This is a genomic window from Streptomyces brevispora (assembly GCF_007829885.1).
GTDB classification, from domain to species: Bacteria; Actinomycetota; Actinomycetes; order Streptomycetales; family Streptomycetaceae; genus Streptomyces; species Streptomyces brevispora.
In genome coordinates this window covers 293,552-319,349 of record NZ_VIWW01000001.1, presented here as the reverse complement: position 1 = coordinate 319,349, position 25,798 = coordinate 293,552, and the positions used below count along the sequence as shown (strand labels likewise).

The window sequence follows — 25,798 nt, the reverse complement described above, 5'->3', positions numbered from 1 at the left end:
GCCGCCACGTACGGCCGGCACCGAAACACCCGAGGCGGGACTGACGAGATGAACTGGGACGAGACCGGACCCGACACCGGCGAGCTGCTCGACGAGCGGCTGGTCGCCGCCGGCGCGGACGGCGAGGACACCGCCGTCGAGGCGGCGCTGCGCCCCAAGGACCTCGACGAGTTCGTCGGCCAGGAGACGGTGCGCGAACAGCTCGACCTGGTGCTCAAGGCGGCCCTGGCCCGTGGCGCCACCGCCGACCACGTGCTGCTCTCCGGCGCCCCGGGCCTGGGCAAGACCACCCTCTCCATGATCATCGCCGCCGAGATGAACGCGCCGATCCGGATCACCTCGGGCCCCGCCATCCAGCACGCGGGCGATCTCGCGGCGATCCTTTCCTCGCTCCAGGAGGGTGAGGTCCTCTTCCTCGACGAGATCCACCGCATGTCCCGGCCTGCCGAGGAGATGCTCTACATGGCGATGGAGGACTTCCGGGTCGACGTGATCGTCGGCAAGGGACCGGGGGCGACCGCCATCCCGCTGGAGCTGCCGCCCTTCACCCTGGTCGGCGCCACCACCCGGGCCGGACTCCTGCCGCCCCCGCTGCGCGACCGTTTCGGCTTCACGGGGCACATGGAGTTCTACACCCCCGTCGAACTGGAAAGGGTGATTCATCGCTCGGCCCGGCTCCTCGACGTCGGGATAGACGTCGAGGGCGCCGCGGAGATCGCCGGCCGCTCCCGCGGCACGCCCCGAATCGCCAACCGGCTGCTGCGCCGTGTCCGGGACTACGCCCAGGTCAAGGCCGACGGCAGGATCGACCGGGACATCGCCGCGGCGGCCCTCCAGGTGTACGAGGTCGACGCCCGCGGTCTCGACCGGCTGGACCGGGCGGTGCTCGGCGCGCTGATGAAACTTTTCGGCGGCGGCCCGGTCGGCCTGTCGACGCTCGCGGTCGCCGTGGGGGAGGAGCGGGAGACGGTCGAGGAGGTCGCCGAGCCCTTCCTGGTGCGGGAAGGGCTGCTGGCCAGGACGCCGCGCGGGCGGGTCGCCACACCGGCTGCCTGGGCCCACCTCGGGCTGGTTCCACCGCAGCATGACGGAAAGGGACAACAGGGCCTGTTCGGGGCGTGATGCGTCACAGGTTGGCCCGTAGCGGAACCCGGGTGCCATGCTGGGCGTTGTTCCATCGATGCGGACTGACTTAGACTCCGCCGATGCCGCCCTTAAAGGTCGGTGTACCCACCCCCGTAGATCAGGCCGCCTTCCAGCGCGGTCGTGCGAAGGAAACTCGTCCCGTGAATCCCGTGACTCTCCTCCCCTTCATCGTGCTTATCGGGGCCATGTTCCTGATGACGCGGTCCGCCAAGAAGAAGCAGGCGGCGGCTGCGGCCATGCGCAATGAGATGCAGCCCGGCACCGGCGTCCGGACGATCGGGGGCATGTACGCCACCGTCAAGGAGCTTCACGACGACTCGGTGCTCCTTGAGATCGCTCCCGGCGTCCATGCCGTCTACGCCAAGAACTCCATCGGCGCCGTTCTGGACGACGCGGAGTACAACCGCATCGTCCACGGTGACGAGGAGGAGGAGCTCGACGTCGACGGCGCGGTCGTGCCCGATGACGCCTCCTCGCTGACCGAGCTCGACGACGCCACGGACGAGGACACCTCGGACGACACGAAGATCGATCTGGGCAAGAAGGCCGAGGCCGACGAGGCCGAGGCGGCCGACACCCAGGTCGACAAGAAGGCCGACAAGAAGGCCGACGGCAAGGCCGACGGCGAGGCCGACGCGAAGTAGCACACGACCCGGGGATGCCATGAGCCCACAGGCATCCGGCCATCCCCGGACCGTGCGGTCTTCTGCGGGGGCGGGTCCCCACTACACTTCGTGGCCGCTTGGGCGCGTACCCGGCGCGGGGCGGTTGGACTAGGGAGAAACGAGAAGGTGGCAGCACCGAAGAAGGGCCGAGGTCCGGCCGGTGGTCAGGGCAGGCCGGGGCGTGCCCTGGCTCTGATCCTGATGGCCATGGTCGCGCTCACCGGCGGGATGTTCCTGGCCCATCAGCCGACGCCGCGACTCGGCATCGACCTGGCGGGCGGCACGTCCATCACGCTCGAGGCGAAGGCCGAGCCCGGTCAGGAGTCGGCGATCAACAAGACCAACATGGACACGGCGGTCCAGATCATGGAACGCCGCGTCAATGGTCTTGGTGTCTCCGAGGCCGAGGTCCAGACCCAGGGCAATCGCAACATCATCGTCAACATCCCCAAGGGCACGAACTCCGCCCAGGCCCGGGCGCAGGTCGGTACCACGGCCAAGCTCTACTTCCGGCCGGTGCTGACGGTCGCCCAGGGCACGCCCACCCCGGCACCCAGTGCCTCGTCCTCCGACAAGGCCAGCCCGTCGGCATCGCCGAGCTCCTCCGCCTCGGACAAGGCGACGAGCCCGTCCGGGAAGCCGAGCGCGAGTGCCACCACACAGGGCCGCGCGGTCACCGGTGGCCTGAAGGCCGACACCTCGCCCACCCCCGCGGCGAGCAGCGCCCCGACGGCCTCCGCGGAGGAGCAGGCGGCCGCCGCCAAGCTGCAGAAGCAGTTCGAGGAGCTCGACTGCTCCAGCAGGGCCAGTCGCTCCAAGGCGGCCCTGGGCGTCAAGCCCACCGACACGGTCGTCGCGTGCAGCTCCGAGGGCGATGCGAAGTACGTGCTCGGCCCGGCCGAGGTGTCCGGTACCGAGGTGGACAGCGCCAAGGCCAATTTTGACCAGCAGCGTGGCATGTGGATCGTCCAGATGGAGTTCTCCGGCAAGGGCTCCAAGCAGTTCCAGACGATCACCAAGAAGCTCTCCGCACAGCAGTCCCCGCAGAACCAGTTCGCCATCGCACTGGACGGCGAGGTTGTCTCCGCACCCCAGGTGAACGAGACGCTCAGCGGCAGCGCCGAGATCTCCGGCAGCTTCACCCAGCAGTCCGCCGAGGAACTGGCGAACGTGCTGTCCTACGGTGCGCTGCCGCTCTCCTTCACCGAGCAGAGTGTCACCACTGTCACCGCCGCCCTCGGTGGCGAGCAGCTCCGGGCGGGCCTGATCGCCGGTGCCATCGGCCTGGCCCTCGTGGTCATCTACCTGGTGGCCTACTACCGCGGGCTGGCGCTCATCGCGCTCCTCAGCCTCCTGGTCTCCGGCATCCTGACCTACACGCTCATGTCGCTTCTCGGTCCGGCCATCGGCTTCGCACTGAACCTGCCGGCGGTCTGCGGCGCCATCGTGGCGATCGGTATCACCGCGGACTCGTTCATCGTGTACTTCGAACGCATCCGTGACGAGATCCGCGAGGGCCGAACGCTCCGTCCGGCCGTCGAGCGGGCCTGGCCGCGAGCCCGGCGCACCATCCTGGTCTCCGACTTCGTGTCGTTCCTGGCCGCGGCGGTGCTGTTCGTCGTCACCGTCGGAAAGGTCCAGGGCTTCGCGTTCACGCTGGGTCTCACCACCCTGCTCGACGTGGTCGTGGTGTTCCTCTTCACCAAGCCCGTCATGACGCTCATGGCCCGTACCAAATTCTTCGCGAGTGGTCACCCGTGGTCCGGACTGGACCCGAAGCGGCTCGGTGCCAAGCCGCCGCTGCGTCGTTCGCGCCGTGTCAACGCCCCCACCGACCCGAAGGAGGCGTGAGATGTCGCGACTCGGCAATCTCGGCGCCCGTCTCTACCGCGGCGAGGTCGGCTACGACTTCATCGGCAACCGCAAGATCTGGTACGGCATCTCGATCCTGATCACCATCACGGCCATCGTCGCCCTGGCGGTCAGCGGCCTGAACATGGGCATCGAGTTCAAGGGCGGTGCCGTCTTCACCACACCGAAGACGAGCGTCACGGTCGCCAGCGCGGAGACGCTGGCCACGGATGCCTCCGGGCACCAGGCCATCGTCCAGAAGCTGGGCAACGGCGGTCTGCGGATTCAGATCACCGAGGTCGACACCGCGAAGTCGGACCAGATCAAGAGCCAGCTCTCCAAGGACCTCGGCGTTCCGGCCGAGAAGATCGCCGCCGACCTGGTCGGGCCCAGCTGGGGTGAGCAGATCGCCAACAAGGCCTGGACCGGACTCGGCGTCTTCATGGTCCTCGTCGTGATCTACCTGGCCATCGCCTTCGAATGGCGCATGGCCATCGCGGCACTGGTCGCGCTGATCCACGACATCACCATCACGGTCGGCGTCTACGCCCTGGTGGGCTTCGAGGTCACCCCGGGCACCGTGATCGGCCTGCTGACGATTCTCGGTTACTCCCTCTACGACACGGTCGTCGTCTTCGACAGCCTCAAGGAGGGCACGCAGGGGATCACCAAGCAGACCCGGTGGACGTACAGCGAGATCGCCAACCGCTCCATCAACGGCACGCTGGTCCGTTCGATCAACACCACGGTCGTCGCCCTGCTGCCGGTCGCCGGTCTGCTGTTCATCGGTGGCGGTGTCCTCGGCGCAGGCATGCTGAACGACATCTCCCTGGCACTCTTCGTCGGCCTCGCCGCCGGTGCGTACTCCTCGATCTTCATCGCCACTCCGCTCGTCGCCGACCTCAAGGAACGCGACCCGCAGATGAAGGCCCTGAAGAAGCGGATCCTCGCCAAGCGCGCGGCAGCCGCCGCCAAGGGCGAGCTCTCCGAGGCGGAGCAGGCGGAGCAGGGCATCCCCGAGGACGTCGAACCCGCCGCCGCGGTCGTCGGCCAGCGCCAGGAGCCCCCCAGGGGCCACGGCCGGACCTCGGGGAAGCGTCGATGACCAGCAGCACCACCGCGAGCACGAGGGACCTCCTGCTCAGCCGGATCCGTGACGTGGCGGACTACCCGAAGCCGGGGGTGATGTTCAAGGACATCACCCCGCTGCTCGCGGACCCGGTGGCTTTCACCGCACTCACCGACGCCCTCGCGGAACTGTGCGTGAAGCACGGCGCCACGAAGATCGTCGGCTTGGAGGCCCGAGGCTTCATCCTGGCCGCACCCGTCGCGGTACGGGCCGGACTCGGCTTCGTCCCCGTCCGTAAGGCCGGGAAGCTGCCGGGCGCCACGCTCAGCCAGGCGTACGAGCTGGAGTACGGCACCGCGGAGATCGAGATCCACGCGGAGGACCTGTCCCCCGACGACCGGATCATGGTCATCGACGACGTCCTGGCCACCGGCGGCACCGCCGGAGCCTCGCTGGAACTCATCAGGCGTGCCGGGGCCCGGGTCGCCGGCGTGGCCGTCCTCATGGAGCTGGGATTCCTGGCCGGGCGGGGCCGCTTGGAGGAGCACCTGCAGGGCGCTCCGCTGGAGGCCCTGATCACGGTCTGAACGCCGACGGACCTCACGCGGCACCGCATCACACGCACCGAAGCGGGCACCCGGGAACAACCGGGTGCCCGCTTCGCGTTGTGCGGGCTCCCACGGTCACCCCGGGGGAGGACCGGCCGCAGGGTCGATACGATGGCCTTTCCGGGTGTCCGGATCCGCACGAGGAGCACTCTTGCCAGACGAGGCCCAGCCAGTCGCCGCCCCGCAGCCCGACAAGCCCGCGGCGGCCCCAGCCACGCCCGCGAAGCAGCAGGCCGCGGAGAAGCCGAAGCCTCCGGCGCCCGAGCCCGGCACGGGCCCCGCCCCCGCGGAGGCGAACGGGCCCGCGCCCGCTTCCCCGGCCCAGCCGGCCGAGCCCGCCTCACCGCCCCCGACTGCGCCGAAGCCCCCGGCGAAGCCCGCGGTATCGGCCACCGCGCCCGCGACCCCGGTGGCCCGTACCGGCGGCGGCTCCTCCAACCGGGTCCGGGCCAGGCTGGCCCGGCTCGGCGTCCAGCGCTCCAGCCCGTACAACCCGGTACTGGAACCGCTGCTGCGTACCGTCCGCAGCAACGACGCCAAGATCGAGACGTCCACGCTGCGCCAGATCGAGCGTGCCTACCAGGTCGCCGAACGCTGGCACCGCGGCCAGAAGCGCAAGAGCGGCGACCCCTACATCACCCACCCGCTCGCCGTGACCACGATCCTGGCCGAGCTCGGTATGGATCCGGCCACTCTGATGGCGGGACTGCTGCACGACACTGTCGAGGACACCGAATACGGCCTGGACACCCTGCGCCGCGACTTCGGCGACCAGGTCGCCCTGCTGGTCGACGGCGTCACCAAGCTGGACAAGGTCAAGTTCGGCGAGGCGGCGCAGGCCGAGACCGTGCGCAAGATGGTCGTCGCGATGGCCAAGGACCCCAGGGTGCTGGTCATCAAGCTCGCCGACCGGCTGCACAACATGCGCACCATGCGCTACCTCAAGCGGGAGAAGCAGGAGAAGAAGGCCCGCGAGACGCTGGAGATCTACGCCCCACTGGCCCACCGCCTGGGCATGAACACCATCAAGTGGGAGCTGGAGGATCTCGCGTTCGCGATCCTCTACCCGAAGATGTACGACGAGATCGTCCGCCTCGTCGCCGAGCGGGCCCCCAAGCGCGACGAGTACCTCGCCATAGTGACCGACGAGGTCCAGTCCGATCTGCGCGCCGCCCGTATCAAGGCCACCGTCACCGGACGGCCGAAGCACTACTACAGCGTCTACCAGAAGATGATCGTGCGGGGCCGGGACTTCGCCGAGATCTACGACCTGGTGGGCATCCGGGTCCTCGTGGACACCGTCCGCGACTGCTACGCGGCGCTCGGCACCGTGCACGCGCGGTGGAATCCGGTCCCCGGCCGGTTCAAGGACTACATCGCGATGCCCAAGTTCAACATGTACCAGTCACTGCACACCACGGTGATCGGTCCCAGCGGCAAGCCCGTCGAGCTGCAGATCCGTACGTTCGACATGCACCGTCGAGCCGAGTACGGCATCGCCGCGCACTGGAAGTACAAGCAGGAGGCCGTCGCGGGCGCCTCCAAGGTGCGCACCGACGTCCCCAAGAACACCGGCCGCGGCCAGGACACCGTCAACGACATGGCGTGGCTGCGCCAGCTCCTGGACTGGCAGAAGGAGACGGAGGACCCCAGCGAGTTCCTGGACTCCCTGCGTTTCGACCTCTCGCGCAACGAGGTCTTCGTCTTCACACCGAAGGGCGACGTCATAGCGCTCCCCGCGGGGGCGACACCGGTCGACTTCGCGTACGCCGTCCACACGGAGGTCGGCCACCGGACCATAGGAGCACGGGTCAACGGGCGGCTCGTACCGCTCGAATCCACGCTCGACAACGGCGACCTGGTCGAGGTCTTCACCTCCAAGGCGGCCGGTGCCGGGCCCTCCCGCGACTGGCTCGGGTTCGTCAAGTCGCCGCGGGCACGCAACAAGATCCGCGCCTGGTTCTCCAAGGAGCGCCGCGACGAGGCGATCGAGCAGGGCAAGGACGCCATCGCGCGGGCCATGCGCAAGCAGAATCTGCCGATCCAGCGGATCCTGACGGGCGACTCACTGGTCACCCTGGCCCACGAGATGCGCTATCCCGACATCTCGTCCCTGTACGCCGCGATCGGCGAGGGGCATGTGGCGGCGGCCGGCGTCGTGCAGAAGCTGGTGCAGGCGCTGGGCGGCGAGGACGCGGCCAACGAGGACCTGGCGGAGAGCTCCCCGCCCTCGCACGGACGCAACAAGCGCCGCGCCAAGGCGGATCCGGGCGTGGTCGTCAAGGGCGTCGAGGACGTCTGGGTCAAGCTGGCCCGCTGTTGTACGCCCGTTCCCGGTGACCCGATCATCGGGTTCGTGACCCGGGGCAGCGGAGTCTCCGTCCACCGTGCGGACTGCGTCAACGTCGACTCGCTCTCGCAGCAGCCGGAGCGGATCCTTGAGGTCGAATGGGCGCCCACCCAGTCCTCGGTGTTCCTCGTGGCCATCCAGGTCGAGGCACTGGACCGCTCCAGGCTCCTCTCGGACGTCACGCGGATCCTGTCCGACCAGCACGTCAACATCCTGTCCGCGGCCGTGCAGACCTCCCGCGACCGGGTGGCCACCTCGCGCTTCACCTTCGAGATGGGCGACCCGAAGCACCTCGGCCATGTCCTGAAGGCCGTACGCAGCGTGGAGGGCGTCTACGACGTCTACCGGGTGACATCGGCCCGCCGGCCCTGACCCAGGCCGTCCACCGGCCCTCCAGCCCCTCGCGTGCACACGCGGGGGGCTGCGGTGCGCCGCACCGACCCCGTCCACCATGTGAAGGGTCCCCTCCGCCGGTGGCGGAGGGGACCCTTCACGAAGCAACCGGCAAGCCGGGCGTCAGCCGCCGAACTCCTCCAGGCCCTTCAGAGCCTGGTCCAGGAGCGCCTGCCGGCCCTCCAGCTCGCGGGCGAGCTTGTCCGCACGGGAGTTGTTGCCCGAGGCGCGCGCCGCGTCGATCTGGGTACGCAGCTTGTCCACGGCCGACTGGAGCTGCCCGGTCAGACCCGCGGCACGGGCGCGTGCCTCCGGGTTGGTCCGGCGCCACTCCGACTCCTCGGCCTCCTGGAGCGCCCGCTCCACCGTGTGCATCCGCCCCTCGACCTTCGGGCGGTCGTCACGCGGCACGTGGCCGATGGCCTCCCAGCGCTCGTTGAGGGACCGGAACGCCGCCCTGGATGCCTTCAGGTCCTTCACCGGCACCAGCTTCTCGGCCTCGGCCGCGAGCTCCTCCTTGAGCTTGAGGTTCTCGCTCTGCTCCGCGTCCCGCTCGGCGAAGACCTCGCTACGGGCGGCGAAGAAGACGTCCTGGGCACCGCGGAAACGGTTCCACAGATCGTCCTCGGCCTCGCGCTGGGCGCGGCCCGCGGCCTTCCACTCCGTCATCAGGTCGCGGTAACGGGCGGCCGTCGTGCCCCAGTCCGAGGAGCGGGACAGCGACTCGGCCTCGACGACCAGCTTCTCCTTGGCCCTGCGGGCCTCCTCGCGCTGGGCGTCCAGCGAGGCGAAGTGGGCCTTGCGGCGCTTGGAGAACGCCGAGCGCGCATGCGAGAAGCGGTGCCACAGCTCGTCGTCCGACTTGCGGTCGAGCCGCGGCAGGCCCTTCCACGTGTCGACGAGCGCACGCAGCCGCTCGCCCGCGGAACGCCACTGCTCGCTCTGCGCCAGTTCCTCGGCCTCGACGACCAGCGCCTCCTTGGCGTGCTTCGCCTCGTCGGTCTGCTTCGCCTTCTGGGCCTTGCGCTCCTCGCGCCGCGAGTCGACCGTCGCCACCAGGGCGTCCAGCCGCTTGCGCAGCGCGTCGAGGTCGCCGACGGCATGGTGCTCGTCCACCTGCGCACGCAGATGCTCGATGGCCGTCGTCGCGTCCTTCGCGGACAGATCGGTGGTCTTCACCCGCCGCTCGAGGAGGCCGATCTCGACCACAATGCCCTCGTACTTGCGCTCGAAGTAGGCCAGGGCCTCCGCCGGAGAACCGGCCTGCCACGATCCGACGACCTGCTCGCCGTCGGCTGTACGCACGTACACGGTGCCTGTCTCATCGACACGGCCCCACGGGTCGCTGCTCACAGCGCCTCCTCCACCTGATGCCCGCGAGAGGGTTCACCCCCCTGGCATCGTCCACAGTTTCCTGGGGCGGGCAGCGCCCGCCCTGCACAACGTCAATCTAGGCGACGGGCCACCCGGCTGTCCGCACTCCGCGCGGCCGAAATTATCCGGCCCCGCGCCCGGTGCCTGTCGTGCGGATCATGCCGGGCCCGCCGGGCTCACGCCTTGTCGACGGTCGCCTTCGAGATGTTCACGGCCTTCTTCGGCGCACCGTCGGCGGCGCCGCCGGTGACACCCGCCTTGCCGACGTCCTTGACGGCCTTCAGCGACGCCTCGTCCATCGTGCCGAACGGCGTGTAGGTGGGCGGCAGTTTGCTGTCCTTGTAGACGAGGAAGAACTGGCTGCCGCCGGTGTGCGCCTGGCCGGTGTTGGCCATCGCCACCGTGCCCGCCGGGTAGGTCACCGTGCCGTCCTTGCCGGCCTTGCCGAGCGCGGTCAGGTTCTCGTCCGGAATCGTGTAGCCCGGACCGCCGGTGCCGTCACCCTTCGGGTCGCCGCACTGGAGGACGAAAATCCCCTCCGTGGTCAGCCGGTGACACTTCGTGCCGTCGAAGAAGTTCTTGTCGGCGAGCGACTTGAAGGAGTTCGCGGTGTGCGGGGTCTTCGCCGCGTCCATCGTGAACGCGATGTCGCCCTGGCTCGTCTTGAGCGACAGGGTGTACTTCGCCTTCTTGTCGATCTTCATCGCCGGCTCGGGCGCACTCTTCTCGCTCGCCGAGGGGGACGCCGACGGGCTCGCGCTCGCGGCCGAATCGGTCTTGTCCTTCTTGCCGTCGTCGCCGGTGGCGAAGTACGTGACGCCGCCTATGACGGCCACCACGGCCACCGCGGAGGTGATGATGACCGTCAGCCGCCGCGTCCGGTGGCGAGCCTCCTCCCGACGCTGCTGCTGCCGCTCGAACTTCTCCCTGGCGAGCTGCCGCCGCCGCTGATCGCTGCTGACCACCGGGTGATCTCCTTGTACGTCGTGTGATCGGGCCTGAGTTGCCCCGTACCGTATATGGGTTAGCTGTGGAATGAGGAGCGCCGGTAGGCTCTGAACTGCTGCGACCTCGCAGCCGCAACCCCTCGTCGGACGACCATTAAGGACGATCGTGCTCATTGCCGGGTTCCCCGCCGGGGCCTGGGGGACCAACTGTTACCTGGTCGCCCCCGCCGCAGGTGAGGAGTGCGTGATCATCGACCCGGGCCACCAGGCCGCGTCCGGGGTCGAGGAAACGCTGAGGAAGCATCGGCTGAAGCCCGTCGCCGTCGTGCTCACCCACGGCCACATCGACCACGTCGCCTCGGTCGTCCCGGTGTGCGGCGCGCACGACGTCCCTGCCTGGATCCACCCCGAGGACCGCTACATGATGAGCGACCCGGAGAAGGCCCTCGGCCGCTCCATCGGGATGCCGCTCATGGGCGAGCTGACGGTGGGGGAGCCGGACGACGTCAAGGAGCTGAGCGACGGCGCCCGGCTGATGCTGGCCGGTCTGGAGTTCGGTGTCTCGCACGCGCCCGGCCATACCAAGGGGTCGGTGACGTTCAGGATGCCCGAGGCCGCGGAGGTTCCGCAGGTCCTCTTCTCGGGCGACCTGCTCTTCGCCGGCTCCGTCGGACGTACCGACCTGCCCGGCGGCGACCACGCCGAGCTGCTCGAGTCGCTGGCCCGTGTGTGCCTGCCGCTCGACGACTCGACCGTGGTGCTGTCCGGCCACGGCCCCCAGACGACCATCGGCCGCGAGCGCGCCACCAATCCGTATCTGCACGGTATGGACGCGCCCCGACGAGGAATGTGACGAGAGCGAAATCGTGAGCACCTTCAAGGCCCCCAAGGGCACGTACGACCTGACCCCGCCCGACTCCGCGAAGTACCTCGCGGTGCGAGAGGCGATCTCCGCACCGCTGAAGAGCTCCGGCTACGGCTACATCGAGACCCCCGGCTTCGAGGACGTCGCCCTCTTCTCCCGAGGCGTCGGTGAGTCCACCGACATCGTGAGCAAGGAGATGTACACCCTCACCACCAAGGGCGGCGACGAGCTGGCCCTGCGCCCCGAGGGCACCGCGTCCGTGCTGCGGGCCGCCCTGGAGGCCAACCTCCACAAGCTCGGCAACCTGCCGGTCAAGCTCTGGTACTCCGGCTCGTACTACCGCTACGAGCGCCCGCAGAAGGGCCGTTACCGCCACTTCTCGCAGGTCGGCGCCGAGGCCATCGGGGCCGAGGACCCGATCCTGGACGCCGAACTGATCATCCTGGCCGACCAGGCGTACCGCACCCTGGGTCTGCGTGAATTCCGCATCCTGCTGAACTCGCTGGGCGACAAGGAGTGCCGGCCCGTCTACCGTGACGCGCTCCAGGGCTTCCTGCGCGAGCTCGACCTGGACGAGGAGACCCGCCGCCGCATCGAGATCAACCCGCTCCGGGTCCTCGACGACAAGCGCCCCGAGGTCCAGAAGCAGCTGACCGGCGCCCCGGTGCTGCGCGACTACCTCTGCGACGCCTGCAAGGCGTACCACGAGGAGGTGCGGGACCTGCTCAACGCGGCTGGTGTGGTGTACGAGGACGACGAGAAGCTCGTCCGCGGGCTCGACTACTACACCCGCACCACCTTCGAGTTCGTCCACGACGGACTGGGCTCGCAGTCGGCGGTCGGCGGCGGCGGCCGGTACGACGGCCTGTCCGAGATGATCGGTGGCCCGGCGCTCCCGTCGGTGGGCTGGGCGCTCGGCGTGGACCGCACGGTGCTCGCCCTGGAGGCGGAGGGCGTCGAGCTCGAACTGCCCTCGACCACCAGCGTCTTCGCCGTTCCGCTCGGCGAGGAGGCGCGGCGCGAGCTGTTCGGCATCGTCACGCGGCTGCGCCGCGAGGGCGTGGCCGCGGACTTCGCGTTCGGGGGCCGTGGTCTCAAGGGCGCGATGAAGAGCGCCAACCGGTCGGGTGCGCGGTTCACCGTCGTGGCCGGCGAGCGCGACCTGGCCGAGGGCGTCGTGCAGCTGAAGGACATGGAGTCCGGCGAGCAGACGGCCGTGGCCCTGGCCGATGTCACCGAGGTGATCCGGACGCGCCTCGCGTAGTTTCCCATCCCGGTCGCAGGCGGGCGGTGCTCCGTCCGCCCGCGACCGGGATGGGTCGCTCGGCCCCGGCCCGTACTCTCCGCCCGTACCCTCCACCCGAAGGCCGACAGTCACGGCGGGCAGAGGTGCCGGCGGACATGCCGACGCGTTCGTCACCGCCGTCCGTACCGTCAACTCCGCGGGCGCGGATTCATCCTGCCGGACGATTCTGGACGATTCCGGCCGAAGAGCGTCAGCGGAGGCCGAAGCCCGGCCGCGGGCGGAGACCGTCCCCCCGCCGCTGCTGGGACGGCCCTGAAGGATCTCAACGCCGGTGCTCGTGCGCGCCCGTTCACCGCGCACCTTTATGTTCATCGAACGGAAGACCGGTGGAGCGGTACGGCACAATGACCATGCCCAGCATGGCTACTCAGTGACGGAATGGCGATATGACGACTGCAGCGGTTGACCATCCCTCTGCCGACCAGGACGAGGACGGCGGGAAGAGAACCATCGGCGCGGGCCGCGCCTTCGCACTGCTGCTGGTGATCACGGGTGCTGCCGGACTCCTTGCCGCGTGGGTCATCACGATCGACAAGTTCAAGCTCCTCGAGGACCCCAGCTTCACCCCGGGCTGCAGCCTCAACCCCGTGGTGGCCTGCGGCAACATCATGAAGAGCGAGCAGGCGTCGGCCTTCGGCTTCCCCAACCCGATGCTCGGTCTGGCCACCTACCCCGTGATCATCGGCATCGGCCTGGCGCTGCTCGCCGGAGCCCGCTTCCGCAGCTGGTACTGGCTGGGGATGAACGCCGGCACCCTGTTCGGCGTCGGCTTCTGCACCTGGCTCCAGTACCAGTCGCTCTACAGCATCAACTCCCTCTGCCTGTGGTGCTGCCTGGCCTGGGTCGCCACGATCTTCATGTTCTGCTACGTCACCACGCACAACATCAAGCACCGGATCATCCCCGCGCCGAACTGGCTGCGCAACGGCCTGACCGAGTTCCACTGGGTGCCGCCGGTCCTGTGGATCGGCATCATCGGCATGCTGATCCTGACCCGCTGGTGGGACTTCTGGACCAGCTGAGCGGACCTCTCGTGTCGCCGGGTCCCATCAGGTCCCACCGGGGCCAGGCAGGGATGTCGGTGCGGTGACATAGGCTTCAAAACGTGGAGCCCGACCTCTTTACCGCAGCAGCCGAAGACCGCCAGGAGAAGGACCCGTCCAGCAGCCCCCTCGCTGTCCGGATGCGGCCCCGTACCCTCGACGAGGTCGTCGGCCAGCAGCATCTGCTCAAGCCGGGCTCGCCGCTGCGTCGTCTCGTCGGCGAGGGGAGCGGGGGACCGGCGGGCCCCTCGTCGGTGATCCTGTGGGGTCCGCCCGGCATCGGGAAGACGACTCTGGCCTACGTGGTCAGCAAGGCCACCCACAAGCGGTTCGTCGAGCTCTCCGCGATCACCGCGGGGGTCAAGGAAGTGCGGGCGGTCATCGAGGGCGCCCGCCGCGCCACCGGCGGCTACGGCAAGGAAACCGTTCTCTTCCTGGACGAGATCCACCGCTTCTCCAAGGCGCAGCAGGATTCGCTGCTCCCGGCCGTGGAGAACCGCTGGGTGACGCTGATCGCGGCCACCACCGAGAATCCGTACTTCTCGATCATCTCCCCGCTGCTCTCGCGCTCGCTGCTGCTGACCCTGGAGTCACTGACCGACGACGACCTGCGCGATCTGCTGCGCCGGGCCTTGGGCGACGAGCGGGGACTCGGTGGCGCGGTGACCCTGCCCAAGGACGCCGAGGAGCATCTGCTGCGCATCGCGGGGGGCGACGCGCGCCGTGCGCTGACGGCTCTGGAGGCGGCGGCCGGTGCGGCGCTGTCGAAGCAGGAGAAGGAGATCACGCTCCTGACCCTGGAGGAGACCGTCGACCGCGCGGCGGTGAAGTACGACCGGGACGGGGACCAGCACTACGACGTGGCGAGTGCGCTGATCAAGTCGATCCGCGGCTCGGACGTCGATGCCGCGCTGCACTATCTGGCCCGGATGATCGAGGCGGGGGAGGACCCCCGGTTCATCGCCCGGCGGCTGATGATCTCGGCCAGCGAGGACATCGGTCTCGCCGACCCCACGGCGCTGCCCCTCGCGGTCGCGGCGGCCCAGGCCGTCGCGATGATCGGCTTCCCGGAGGCGGCGCTCACTCTCAGCCATGCCACCATCGCCCTGGCTCTCGCCCCCAAGTCCAACGCGGCGACGATGGCGATCTCGGCCGCCCAGGAGGATGTGCGCAAGGGCCTGGCCGGCCCCGTCCCGGCCCATCTGCGCGACGGCCATTACAAGGGAGCCGCCAAGCTGGGCCACGCACAGGGCTATGTCTATCCGCATGACGTCCCCGGCGGTATCGCCGCCCAGCAGTACGCCCCGGACGCCGTCCGGGACAAGCGCTACTACCTGCCCACCCGGTACGGCGCCGAGGCGCGGTACGGGGACGTGGCGGACCGGGTCCGCGAGCGGCTCGGCCGCACGGACACCGGCGGCGACACAGGCCCGTCCGAGGCATAGGCCGCATCCGCGAGAGGTCTCGAAGCCTCAGTGCGCGGCCGCTTCGAAGAGCGTGTGCATGGCGCGCCGCAGCTCGACCACATCGCGCACCGGCTCGGGGAAATCGAAACGGGCGTCGAAGCAGCTTCCGTCCCGCCCGCACAGACGCACCCGCAGCCCGAGACGGTCCAGCGCGACCGGCACGACGGCCGGCCGGTGTGCCGGGCAGCCGGACGCGACCCGCTTGCCGAGCAGCCCGCGCAACGTTCCCAGCTGCTCTCCGTGCGCCGTGTGCAGATGTTGCAGCAGCTCCGTCTCATGGTCGACGAGCGGGTCGGCGGACGCGTCCCGGAACTCCTCCGGCCCGATGCGCTCAGCACCCCACAGGTCGTCGACGTACGCCTCGCCCGTCTCCAGCCTCAGCAGCATCCGGCCGGGTCCTGCCATGCCGGGTACGGTGGTGAGCCGTCCGAAGACCCGGGCCCGGCCGCGGATGCGGTGCGGTACGGAGACCGGGGCCACGTCGGTGATCTCCAGTACGGCCGTCAGTTCGTCGTCCTGGGCGTGCGCCGCGGCCCGTACCGCCGGGGAAGCGGCGGGATGTTCGAGGATGAGATCGCCGTCCGGACCCACGCTGCGCGACAACGGCATCAGCGGGTCCGAGCCCGCTGGGTCGAGGCCGGGGACGAGCAGTGCCGCGGAGCAGGTACTCTGTACGAGAGTTCGTGTGCGCTCGGCTGCTGACGGCATCCGAGTGTTTTCAAGCCCGCTGGGACGCGGCTGACCACGATCTGATCGGTCCTCCGTCGTATCGACGCCCTCAGGTGCGTCGACACTGTCAGTGCTGTCCGTGACGTGCGTGGTGTTCCCAGGGCGAGACATGCGATCTCCTTGAGTAAGGTGAGCCTAACCTACAACGGAGGTCTGGAGAACGTGCCTAATCAGTCGCGTCCCAAGGTCAAGAAGAGCCGCGCGCTCGGCATTGCGCTGACGCCGAAGGCTGTCAAGTACTTCGAGGCCCGCCCCTACCCGCCGGGCGAGCACGGCCGCGGCCGCAAGCAGAACTCGGACTACAAGGTCCGTCTGCTGGAGAAGCAGCGTCTGCGCGCCCAGTACGACATCAGCGAGCGCCAGATGGCGCGTGCCTACGACCGTGCCAAGAAGGCCGAGGGCAAGACGGGCGAGGCGCTCGTCGTCGAGCTCGAGCGCCGTCTCGACGCGCTGGTTCTGCGTTCGGGCATCGCCAAGACGATCTACCAGGCCCGCCAGATGGTCGTCCACGGCCACATCGAGGTCGACGGCCACAAGGTCGACAAGCCGTCCTTCCGTGTCCGTCCCGACAACATCGTGATGGTCCGCGAGCGCAGCCGCGACAAGTACCCCTTCCAGGTTGCCCGCGAGGGTGGTTACGACACCGACGGTGAGACCCCGCGCTACCTGCAGGTGAACCTGAAGGCCCTGGCCTTCCGCCTTGACCGGGACCCGAACCGCAAGGAAATCCCCGTGATCTGCGACGAGCAGCTCGTCGTCGAGTACTACGCTCGCTGATCCAGGCGTAGCCGCTCTTCACCAGCGCTCAGGCCCGCCCCTTCCCGAAGCCGGGGAGGCGGCGGGCTTTCGCGTCTTCCCGGCCTCGGGCTGCGGACCCGGTGCCTCCGGTCCGCCGGAATCCGCGTCCTCCCGCTGCTTCCCGGGCCGGCCCGCCAGAGCCCTTGCCACCACCGCGTCGGCGCCCAGCTCGCCGCCGGCCCGCCGCTGTGACGCGTACCGCTCCTCGCCCAGCTCATGACGGGCCAGCGCCTCGCACCGGGCCCGCGGCGCCCCGTAGTGCGCCGAACCGAACAGCGGCAGTCCCACCGATGGCCAGATCTGTTCGGCGGCCCCCTGCAGCAGCGCCGCCTCGGCCGCATCGCCCTCGACCACCGTGACGAGCGCGAGCAGTTCCAGCGAGAGCACCGTGCCGAGCAGGTCGTGGAAGGCATGGCTGATGGACAGCGACTCCCCGAGGAGTTCCCGGGCCCGGGCCGGACGGCCCCGCTGCAGTGCGGCGAACGCGAGCACGAACAACGCGTAACTGAGGGCCCATCGCTCCCCGTGGTCCTCGCAGATGTCCCGGACCTCTTCGCAGATCGTGACCGCGCGGTCCAGCTCGCCCCGGAACCCGACCGCCATCGCCAGCTCGACCTGAGCCATCAGCACATTGCTGTTCAGCTCACCGAGTTCCCGGTAACGGCCGAGCGCGTCGTGCAGCAGTTCCTGCGCGCGTGTCATGTCGTCCGTGACGAGTGCCAGGCAGCCGGTGCGGTGCACCGCGTACGCCGACGCCGTGGCGTCACCCACCAGATCCGCCTCCTCCCGGCACTCCGTCAGTGCCGAGATCGCAGCCACCGGGTCTCCCTGCAGCACCGCGACGTAGCCGAGCACCCACAGCGCCTTCAGCCGTGAGGAGTCGTACGGGGTCTCCTCCTCCAGCACATGGTCCAGCCAGCGCCGGCCCTCCGAGAGCCGCCCGCAGCCGATCCACAGGAACCAGAGCGTGCCCGCCAGGTACTGGGCGAGATGCGCCTCCTCCGGGCGCTCCAGCGAACACTCCATGGCCCGCCGCAGATTGGGCAGTTCGCTCTCCGCCCGTGCCGCCACCTCGCCCTGCCGCGGGCTGAACCAGTCCAGCTCGCACCAGGTCGCGAGCCCCAGGAACCAGTCGCGGTGACGCCGGCGCAGGCGTTCCGTGTCACCCGTGGCCGCCAGCCACTCGGCGCCGTACTCGCGCACCGTGTCCAGCATCCGGTAGCGGGTGCCCGCCGCGGAGTCCTCCCGCAGCACGATGGACTGCGCCAGCAGCCCGGAGAGCACATCGAGCACCGATTCGGCCGGCAGGTCGGAGCCGCTGCAGATGTACTCGACCGCCTCCAGATCGAACTGTCCGGCGAAGACGGAGAGCCGCGACCACAGCAGCCGCTGTTCCGGGGCGCACAGTTCATGGCTCCAGCCGATGGCCGTACGGAGCGTCTGATGGCGGGCCGGCGCACTCCGGCTGCCGCCGGTCAGCAGCCGGAAACGGTCGTCCAGCCGCTCCAGCACCTGATCGGTCGACAGGGCCCGCAGCCGCCCCGCCGCCAGCTCCAGCGCGAGCGGAATCCCGTCCAGCCGCCGGCAGAGCTCCTGGGCCGCGCCCCGGGTGCGCTCGGTCAGCCGGAAATCCGGCTGCACCGCCGTGGCCCGCTCCGCGAAGAGCCGGAGCGCGTCCTCGTCGGTCATCGTCGCGAGCGGGTAGAGCGCCTCGCCGTCGAGTTCCAGCGGCAGCCGGCCTGCCGCCAGCACCCGCAGCCGCGGGGCCCGGCGCAGTAGATCCCGTACCAACTCCGCACAGGCGTCCACGAGATGTTCGAAGCCGTCGATCACCAGCAGCAGCCGTCGTTCGGCGCAGTGCTCCAGGAGTGTCGTGCGGGGCGGCCTGCTGGTGTGATCGGTGAGGCCGAGCGCGTCGACGAGCGCGTGCTCCAGCAGCTCCGGATCGTGGACGGCGGACAGTTCAACCAGCCAGACCCCGTCGCAGTACCGTTTCTCCAGCAGGGCCGCGGCTGTGCTGACCAGCCGGGTCTTGCCGACCCCGCCCACCCCGACGACGGTGACGAGCCGGGACTCCTCCAGCAGCCGGGCGAGATCGGCCAACTCGTCCTCGCGTCCCACGAACCGGTTCAGTTCCGCCGGCAGATTGCCCGGGAGACCGTGGGCGGGTCCGCCATGGGCGCAGGGCAGCGGATCCGGATCACCGGAGGAGGGGGAGGGGCGCTGGGAGCGTCGCATGAAACACGCAGAGTACTGGCCCGAAAGCGCTCCGTACAAACTTGTCCGGGGAACTCCGGCGACGGCCAACGGTAATGCGGTACAGGGCGTGAGCCTTGGCGCGATAGGCTCGGAGGCGGTGACCGGCCGCTACGAAGGCCGACGCCGAACGAGCAGAGAACAAGACAGAGACAGACGACAAGCCAGAGAGAGCGGTGCACTGTGTCCGGTGGCGAGGTGGCCGGGATCCTGGTGGCCGTCTTCTGGGCGATCCTGGTCTCGTTCCTCGCCGTCGTGCTGGTGAGGCTCGCCCAGACACTCAGGGCGACCACCAAACTCGTGGCGGACGTGACCGAACAGGCTGTCCCGCTGCTCGCCGACGCCTCCGCGACCGTACGCTCCGCGCAGACCCAGCTCGACAAGGTCGACGCGATCGCGACGGACGTCCAGGAGGTCACCTCCAACGCCTCAGCGCTCTCCACCACCGTCGCCTCGACCTTCGGCGGCCCGCTGGTCAAGGTCGCGGCGTTCGGCTACGGGGTCCGGCAGGCCATCGGCCGCAGGACCGCCCCCGAACCGGAAGCGCGTTCCAGGCGATCGGTGATCGTCGGCCGGACCGTGCCGTCCGCGCGTGGCAGGAAGCGCGACGGCAGAAAATCCCGCGGATCGAAGGATTGACGCAGCGATGTTCCGCCGTACGTTCTGGTTCACCGCCGGCGCAGCCGCCGGAGTCTGGGCCACCGCCAAGGTCAACCGGAAGATCAAGCAGCTGACCCCCGAAAGCCTCGCGGCGCAGGCCGCCGACAAGGCGGTCGTGGCCGGTCACAAGCTCAAGGACTTCGCCCTGGACGTCCGCGAGGGCATGGCCAGACGCGAGGTCGAACTGGGCGAGGCGCTGGGGCTCGAAGCCCCGGTCGACCCCGACCTCCCCGTGCAGCGCCACTTCGCCGTCGAGGCGGCGGAGTCCGACGGGCGCAGGACGCCCGCCGGATACCGCAAGCTCCCCTACAACTCGTACAACCGGAATGAGGACCACTGATGGAGTCGGCTGAAATTCGTCGCCGCTGGCTGAGCTTCTACGAGGAGCGCGGTCACACCGTCGTCCCTTCGGCGTCGCTCATCGCGGACGACCCGACTCTGCTGCTGGTCCCGGCCGGCATGGTGCCTTTCAAGCCCTACTTCCTCGGCGAGGTCAAGCCGCCCGCCCCGCGCGTCACCAGCGTGCAGAAGTGCGTCCGTACACCGGACATCGAAGAGGTCGGCAAGACCACCCGGCACGGCACCTTCTTCCAGATGTGCGGGAACTTCTCCTTCGGCGACTACTTCAAGGAAGGCGCCATCGAGTACGCCTGGGAGCTGCTCACCGGCTCCGTGGCGGACGGCGGCTTCGGCCTCGACCCCGAGCGGCTGTGGATCACGGTCTACCTCGACGACGACGAGGCCGAGCAGATCTGGCGCGACAAGATCGGCGTGCCGGCCGAGCGCATCCAGCGCCTGGGCAAGAAGGACAACTTCTGGTCCATGGGCGTTCCCGGCCCCTGCGGCCCCTGTTCCGAGATCAACTACGACCGCGGCCCCGAGTTCGGCGTCGAGGGCGGCCCGGCCGTCAACGACGAGCGGTACGTGGAGATCTGGAACCTGGTCTTCATGCAGTACGAGCGCGGCGCCGGCGACGGCAAGGACGACTTCCCCATCCTCGGCGACCTGCCCTCCAAGAACATCGACACCGGCCTCGGCCTCGAGCGCCTCGCGATGATCCTGCAGGGCGTGCAGAACATGTACGAGACCGACACCCTGCGCGTCGTCATGGACAAGGCCACCGAGCTCACCGGCGTGCGCTACGGCGCCGCCCAGGGCACGGACGTCTCGCTGCGCGTGGTCGCCGACCACATCCGTACCTCCGTCATGCTCATCGGCGACGGCGTCACCCCCGGCAACGAGGGTCGTGGCTACGTGCTGCGCCGCATCATGCGCCGGGCCATCCGCAACATGCGGCTGATGGGCGCCACCGGTTCTGTCGTCAACGAGCTGGTCGGTGTCGTGATCGAGACCATGGGGATGCAGTACCCCGAGCTGATCACCGACCGCAAGCGCATCGAGACCGTCGCCCTCGCCGAGGAGGCCGCCTTCCTGAAGGCCCTCAAGGGCGGCACGAACATCCTCGAGACCGCCGTCACCGAGACCAAGGCCGCCGGCGGCCGGGTCATCGCCGGCGACAAGGCCTTCCTGCTCCACGACACCTGGGGCTTCCCGATCGACCTCACGCTGGAGATGGCCGCCGAGCAGGGCCTGTCCGTGGACGAGGACGGTTTCCGCCGCCTGATGCAGGAGCAGCGGGACAAGGCCAAGGCCGACGCCAAGGCCAAGAAGACCGGTCACGCCGACCTGTCCGCCTACCGCGAGGTCGCCGACAACTCCGGCCTCACCGAGTTCACCGGCTACACCACCACCGAGGGCGAGTCGACGATCGTCGGCCTCCTCGTCGACGGTGTGCCCTCGCCCGCCGCCTCCGAGGGCGACGAGGTCGAGGTCGTCCTGGACCGCACCCCGTTCTACGCCGAGGGCGGCGGTCAGCTCGCCGACCAGGGCCGCATCCGGCTCGACACCGGCGCCGTCATCCAGGTGCGCGACGTCCAGCAGCCGGTCCCGGGCGTCTCGGTGCACAAGGGCTCGGTCCAGGTCGGCGAGGTGACGGTCGGCGCCGGCGTCCTGGCCTCCATCGACAACACCCGCCGCCGGGCCATCGCCCGCGCGCACAGCGCCACCCACCTCACGCACCAGGCGCTGCGCGACGCCCTGGGCCCGACGGCCGCCCAGGCCGGTTCGGAGAACTCTCCGGGCCGCTTCCGCTTCGACTTCGGCTCGCCCGCCGCCGTTCCCGGCACGGTCCTCACCGACGTCGAGCAGAAGATCAACGAAGTGCTGGCCCGCGAGCTGGACGTCCAGGCCGAGGTCATGTCCATCGACGAGGCCAAGAAGCAGGGTGCGATCGCCGAGTTCGGCGAGAAGTACGGCGAGCGGGTCCGGGTCGTCACCATCGGCGACTTCTCCAAGGAGCTGTGCGGTGGCACGCATGTCCACAACACCGCCCAGCTCGGCCTGGTGAAGCTGCTCGGCGAGTCGTCCATCGGCTCCGGTGTGCGCCGCATCGAGGCCCTCGTCGGCGTCGACGCGTACCACTTCCTCGCCAAGGAGCACACGGTCGTCGCCCAGCTCCAGGAGCTGGTCAAGGGCCGCCCCGAGGAGCTCCCGGAGAAGATCGCCGGGATGCTCGGCAAGCTGAAGGACGCCGAGAAGGAGATCGAGAAGTTCCGCGCGGAGAAGGTCCTTCAGGCCGCCGCCGGACTGGTCGACTCCGCCAAGGACGTACGGGGCGTCGCCCTGGTGACCGGTCAGGTGCCGGACGGCACCTCGGCCGACGACCTGCGCAAGCTGGTCCTCGACGTGCGCGGGCGCATCCAGGGCGGCCGCCCGGCCGTCGTGGCCCTGTTCACCACGGCCAACGGCCGGCCGCTGACCGTCATCGCCACCAACGAGGCCGCCCGTGAGCGCGGCCTCAAGGCCGGCGACCTGGTCCGTACCGCCGCCAAGACCCTCGGCGGTGGCGGCGGCGGCAAGCCGGACGTCGCCCAGGGCGGCGGCACGAACCCGGACGCTGTCGGCGACGCCGTCGCCGCCGTCGAACGCCTCGTCGCCGAGACGGCGTGACGGCGGACATGACGCAGATGCGCCGCGGTCGCCGACTGGCGATCGACGTCGGGGACGCCCGTATCGGGGTCGCCTCGTGCGACCCCGACGGGATCCTCGCCACGCCGGTGGAGACGGTACCGGGACGCGATGTCCCGGCCGCCCACCGGCGGCTCGGGCAGATCGTCGAGGAGTACGAGCCGATCGAGGTCATCGTCGGCCTGCCCAGGTCCCTCGGCGGTGGAGAGGGACCGGCCGCGGTCAAGGTCCGTGCCTTCGCCGATGTGTTCGCCCGCGCGGTCGCACCCATTCCGGTGCGATTGGTGGACGAGAGGATGACCACAGTGACGGCCAGTCAAGGCCTGCGCGCATCGGGCGTGAAGTCCAAAAAAGGCCGATCCGTCATCGACCAGGCTGCCGCTGTGGTGATCCTTCAGAACGCTCTGGAGTCCGAACGGGCTTCGGGTAATCCTCCCGGCGAAGGCGTCGAAGTGGTTGTCTGATCGCGATACGGTAACGTTCCGCGCGATGCGGCGGTGTTCGAATAAACATCGCACAGCAAAGAGACGGAACGTCGTCTCGCGGCTCAAGGGGATCGATGACTGAGTATGGCCGGGGCCCCGGCTCCGAACCGTGGCATCCCGAGGATCCCTTGTACGGGGACCAGGGATGGGGAGGCCAGCAGCCTGCCCACGGCCAGAGCCAGTACGGCGGCCAGCAACAGCCCTACCCGCAGGACCCGTACGCCGCTCAGCAGCAGCCGCAGGACCCGTACGCCGCCCAGCACCAGCCGCAGGATCCGTACGCGCAGCAGCAGCCGCAGGACCCGTACGCGGGCCGGCCGCAGGATCCGTATGCCGGTCAGTCGCAGGACCCGTACGCCGGTCAGTCGCAGGACCCGTACGCGCAGCAGCAGGACCCGTACGCCGGCCAGCAGCACCAGCAGGATCCTTACGCCCAGCAGCCGCAGTACCAGCAGCAGCCGCCGTACGGCGCCCAGCAGGACCCGTACGGCGGGCAGGCTCCCTACGACGGCGGCTGGGACACCGGACAGCAGCCCGCTGCGATGCCGCACGGGGGCCAGCCCGGCGACCCGTACGGCCAGCCGGCCGGTTACGGCGCCGACGACTCCTACGGCACCCCTGATGCCTACCCGCCGCCGCAGCCCCCGGGCCGCCGCGAGGCCGTGCCCGAACCGGCCCCGGCGCAGAACCCCGACTGGGACCCGGAGGTCCAGCCGGAGGAGACCCACCCCTTCTTCACGGGCGCCGACGACGCCGACGCCGAGGGCAAGGACGACGAGTACGACGACGACCCGCGCGAATCCCGCAGGGGCGGCGGCGAGCGTCGCGGCAAGGGCAAGAAGAAGAGCCGAAGCGGCTGTGCCTGCCTGGTCGTCTCCCTCGTCCTGGTCGGCGGCCTCGGCGGAGCGGCCTACTTCGGCTACTCGTTCTACCAGGACAAGTTCGGCGATGCGCCGGACTACGTCGGCAGCGGCTCGGGTTCGGTCGAGATCGAGATCCCCAAGGGCGCGTACGTATCCGACATCGGCAACATCCTGAAGCAGCACGATGTGGTCAAGAGCGTCGACGCGTTCGTGTCGGCGCAGAACGAGAATTCCAAGGGCAAGCTCATCCAGGCCGGCGTGTATCTCCTCCACGAGAAGATGTCGGCGGCCGAGGCCGTGAAGATGCTGGTCGACCCGAAGAGCCAGAATCTTCTGATCATTCCGGAGGGCACACGCAACGGTGTGATCTACGCGAAGATCGACACGCGGCTGGGGCTCAAGGAGGGCACGACCAAGGGGATCGCCAAGGCCAATGCCGCCGACCTCGGTCTGCCGCCCTGGGCGAAGGGGCACGCCAAGGTCAAGGACCCCCTGGAGGGATTCCTCTATCCGGCCGCGTACCCCGTCACCAAGGGCATGAAGCCGGAGTCCGTCCTCAAGAAGATGGTCGAGCGCGCCAACTCCGAGTACGACAAGATCGACCTCGTGGCCAACGCCAAGAAGCACCATCTGGCCAATGCCTGGGAACTGCTCACCACGGCGAGCCTGGTCCAGGCCGAGGGCAAGACCCACGAAGACTTCCGGAAGATGGCCGAGGTCGTTTACAACCGTCTCAAGGCGACGAACACCGAGACCAACCAATACCTCCAGTTCGACTCGTCCTACAACTACCTCAGAGGCAAGAGCGAGATCAAGATCACCGTGAAGGAGATCAAGGAGAATCACGATCCGTACAACACGTACACCCGGACAGGGCTGACTCCGGGGCCGATCGGTAATCCCGGCGAAGAAGCCCTGGCGGCGGTGCTGCATCCGACCACGGACGGCTGGATCTACTTCGTGGCGACCGACGGCAACAGCAAGACCGAGTTCGCCAAGAACTACGACGAATTCCTGAAGCTCAAGGGAAAGTTCGATGCCCTCGACTGACCGGCGCCACCGTGCGGCCGTCCTCGGCTCACCCATCGCCCACTCGCTCTCCCCGGTCCTGCACCGGGCCGCGTATGCAGAACTCGGCCTCGACGACTGGTCCTACGACCGGTTCGAGATCGACGAGCAGGCACTGCCCGGCTTCATCGAGGCGCTGGACGGCACGTGGGCCGGGCTGTCACTGACCATGCCGCTCAAGCGGGCGATCATTCCGCTGCTGGATTCCGTCAGTGGGACCGCTGCCTCGGTCGAGGCCGTGAACACGGTCGTCCTCACCGAGGACGGCCGGCGGCTCGGCGACAACACCGATATCCCGGGCATGGTCGCCGCCCTGCGTGAGCGCGGTGTGGAGAAGGCCGAGTCCGCGGCCGTCCTCGGCGCCGGAGCCACCGCGTCCTCCGCGCTCGCCGCCCTCTCCGAGATCTGCACGGGAACGGTCACGGCATACGTCCGGAGCCGGGGACGCGGTGACGAGATGCGCGGCTGGGGCGAACGGCTCGGCGTCGACGTCCGCATCGCCGACTGGGCGGAGGCCGAGCAGGCACTGCACGCCCCGCTGGTCATCGCGACCACTCCGGCCGGGGCCACGGACGTGCTGACGGGATCGGTACCGAAGGCTCCCGGCACACTCTTCGACGTGCTGTACGAGCCCTGGCCCACCCGACTCGCAGCCGCCTGGGCGGACAGCGGCGGCGCAGTCGTCGGAGGTCTCGATCTCCTGGTGCACCAGGCCGTCCTCCAGGTCGAGCAGATGACGGGTCTGGCCTCTTGCCGCGTCGGCACGCTGCGTGCTGCCGGGGAGGAAGCGTTGAGGGGCAGACTGCCCGGCGCATAACAGCCACTTTTG

General features: G+C 69.4%; 21 protein-coding genes. 17 read left to right on the top strand and 4 right to left on the bottom strand.

The annotated features are described in order from the left end of the window. The first annotated feature begins 48 nt into the window (after positions 1-48). From ruvB to FHX80_RS01435, 6 genes are all read left to right on the top strand, one after another. Positions 49-1,122: a Holliday junction branch migration DNA helicase RuvB gene (gene ruvB / locus FHX80_RS01460; protein ID WP_145762426.1), complete on the top strand. Its 1,074-nt coding sequence runs from the start codon at positions 49-51 to the stop codon at positions 1,120-1,122. A gap of 164 nt (positions 1,123-1,286) precedes the next feature. Then, positions 1,287-1,790 carry a preprotein translocase subunit YajC gene (yajC, locus tag FHX80_RS01455; RefSeq protein ID WP_145762425.1) on the top strand — a complete coding sequence of 168 codons (504 nt, stop codon included), beginning with the start codon at positions 1,287-1,289 and terminating at the stop codon, positions 1,788-1,790. A 147-nt stretch (positions 1,791-1,937) separates the two neighbouring features. Continuing rightward, positions 1,938-3,662, top strand: a complete 1,725-nt coding sequence (secD, locus tag FHX80_RS01450; RefSeq protein WP_145762424.1) for a protein translocase subunit SecD — start codon at positions 1,938-1,940, stop codon at positions 3,660-3,662. A gap of 1 nt (position 3,663) precedes the next feature. Continuing rightward, entirely contained in the window at positions 3,664-4,767 is a 1,104-nt protein-coding gene (gene secF / locus FHX80_RS01445; RefSeq protein WP_145762423.1) for a protein translocase subunit SecF, read from the top strand. Then, positions 4,764-5,318 carry an adenine phosphoribosyltransferase gene (locus FHX80_RS01440; RefSeq protein WP_145762422.1) on the top strand — a complete coding sequence of 185 codons (555 nt, stop codon included), beginning with the start codon at positions 4,764-4,766 and terminating at the stop codon, positions 5,316-5,318. Before secF ends, FHX80_RS01440 begins: the two co-directional genes overlap by 4 nt. 172 nt (positions 5,319-5,490) lie before the next feature. Continuing rightward, positions 5,491-8,061, top strand: coding sequence for a RelA/SpoT family protein (locus FHX80_RS01435; protein WP_145762421.1), 2,571 nt, complete (start codon positions 5,491-5,493; stop codon positions 8,059-8,061). Between the two features lie 144 nt (positions 8,062-8,205). On the opposite strand, the gene FHX80_RS01430 is transcribed toward FHX80_RS01435, so the two are convergent. Continuing rightward, a complete protein-coding gene (locus FHX80_RS01430; protein ID WP_145762420.1) occupies positions 8,206-9,435 on the bottom strand; it encodes a DUF349 domain-containing protein in 1,230 nt (409 codons plus the stop codon). 197 nt (positions 9,436-9,632) lie between these two features. Continuing rightward, the gene (locus FHX80_RS01425) at positions 9,633-10,421 is read right to left on the bottom strand and encodes a peptidylprolyl isomerase (RefSeq protein WP_145762419.1); all 789 of its coding nucleotides are present in this window, start codon (positions 10,419-10,421) and stop codon (positions 9,633-9,635) included. Positions 10,422-10,569: 148 nt separating this feature from the next. Between FHX80_RS01425 and FHX80_RS01420 the strand changes: the two genes are divergently transcribed. The 4 genes from FHX80_RS01420 (at position 10,570) to FHX80_RS01405 (ending at position 15,062) form a co-directional block, all read left to right on the top strand. Further along, complete coding sequence (locus FHX80_RS01420) at positions 10,570-11,256, top strand: MBL fold metallo-hydrolase (protein WP_145762418.1); 687 nt, start codon at positions 10,570-10,572, stop codon at positions 11,254-11,256. A 13-nt stretch (positions 11,257-11,269) separates the two neighbouring features. Continuing rightward, complete coding sequence (hisS, locus tag FHX80_RS01415) at positions 11,270-12,532, top strand: histidine--tRNA ligase (RefSeq protein ID WP_145762417.1); 1,263 nt, start codon at positions 11,270-11,272, stop codon at positions 12,530-12,532. A 428-nt stretch (positions 12,533-12,960) separates the two neighbouring features. Then, positions 12,961-13,596, top strand: coding sequence for a vitamin K epoxide reductase family protein (locus FHX80_RS01410; RefSeq protein ID WP_145762416.1), 636 nt, complete (start codon positions 12,961-12,963; stop codon positions 13,594-13,596). An 83-nt stretch (positions 13,597-13,679) separates the two neighbouring features. Continuing rightward, positions 13,680-15,062 (top strand): replication-associated recombination protein A, encoded by a 1,383-nt coding sequence (locus FHX80_RS01405; protein ID WP_145762415.1) that lies wholly within the window; start codon positions 13,680-13,682, stop codon positions 15,060-15,062. 27 nt (positions 15,063-15,089) lie between these two features. Here FHX80_RS01405 and FHX80_RS01400 read toward each other — a convergent pair whose 3' ends face one another. Further along, a complete protein-coding gene (locus FHX80_RS01400) occupies positions 15,090-15,791 on the bottom strand; it encodes a DUF2470 domain-containing protein (RefSeq protein ID WP_145762414.1) in 702 nt (233 codons plus the stop codon). A 183-nt stretch (positions 15,792-15,974) separates the two neighbouring features. On the opposite strand from FHX80_RS01400, the gene rpsD reads away from it, so the two are divergent. Then, positions 15,975-16,589: a 30S ribosomal protein S4 gene (gene rpsD / locus FHX80_RS01395; protein ID WP_145762413.1), complete on the top strand. Its 615-nt coding sequence runs from the start codon at positions 15,975-15,977 to the stop codon at positions 16,587-16,589. 18 nt (positions 16,590-16,607) lie between these two features. Here rpsD and FHX80_RS01390 read toward each other — a convergent pair whose 3' ends face one another. Next, a complete protein-coding gene (locus FHX80_RS01390) occupies positions 16,608-18,848 on the bottom strand; it encodes an ATP-binding protein (protein WP_145762412.1) in 2,241 nt (746 codons plus the stop codon). A 216-nt stretch (positions 18,849-19,064) separates the two neighbouring features. Here FHX80_RS01390 and FHX80_RS01385 point away from each other — a divergent pair, with 216 nt between their 5' ends. The 6 genes from FHX80_RS01385 to FHX80_RS01360 all read left to right on the top strand — a co-directional run bounded on the left by FHX80_RS01385 (position 19,065) and on the right by FHX80_RS01360 (position 25,786). Continuing rightward, a complete protein-coding gene (locus FHX80_RS01385; RefSeq protein WP_145767018.1) occupies positions 19,065-19,505 on the top strand; it encodes a DUF948 domain-containing protein in 441 nt (146 codons plus the stop codon). Between the two features lie 7 nt (positions 19,506-19,512). Continuing rightward, on the top strand, positions 19,513-19,866 hold the full coding sequence (locus FHX80_RS01380; protein WP_145762411.1) for a DUF6167 family protein: 354 nt from the start codon (positions 19,513-19,515) through the stop codon (positions 19,864-19,866). Further along, positions 19,866-22,535, top strand: a complete 2,670-nt coding sequence (alaS, locus tag FHX80_RS01375) for an alanine--tRNA ligase (protein WP_145762410.1) — start codon at positions 19,866-19,868, stop codon at positions 22,533-22,535. The genes FHX80_RS01380 and alaS overlap by 1 nt, the downstream gene beginning before the upstream one ends. 8 nt (positions 22,536-22,543) lie before the next feature. Continuing rightward, positions 22,544-23,017 carry a Holliday junction resolvase RuvX gene (gene ruvX / locus FHX80_RS01370; RefSeq protein WP_208764561.1) on the top strand — a complete coding sequence of 158 codons (474 nt, stop codon included), beginning with the start codon at positions 22,544-22,546 and terminating at the stop codon, positions 23,015-23,017. 95 nt (positions 23,018-23,112) lie between these two features. Beyond that, a complete protein-coding gene (mltG, locus tag FHX80_RS01365) occupies positions 23,113-24,951 on the top strand; it encodes an endolytic transglycosylase MltG (RefSeq protein WP_145762408.1) in 1,839 nt (612 codons plus the stop codon). Continuing rightward, the gene (locus FHX80_RS01360; protein ID WP_145762407.1) at positions 24,938-25,786 is read left to right on the top strand and encodes a shikimate dehydrogenase; all 849 of its coding nucleotides are present in this window, start codon (positions 24,938-24,940) and stop codon (positions 25,784-25,786) included. Before mltG ends, FHX80_RS01360 begins: the two co-directional genes overlap by 14 nt. The last annotated feature ends 12 nt before the right edge of the window (positions 25,787-25,798 follow it).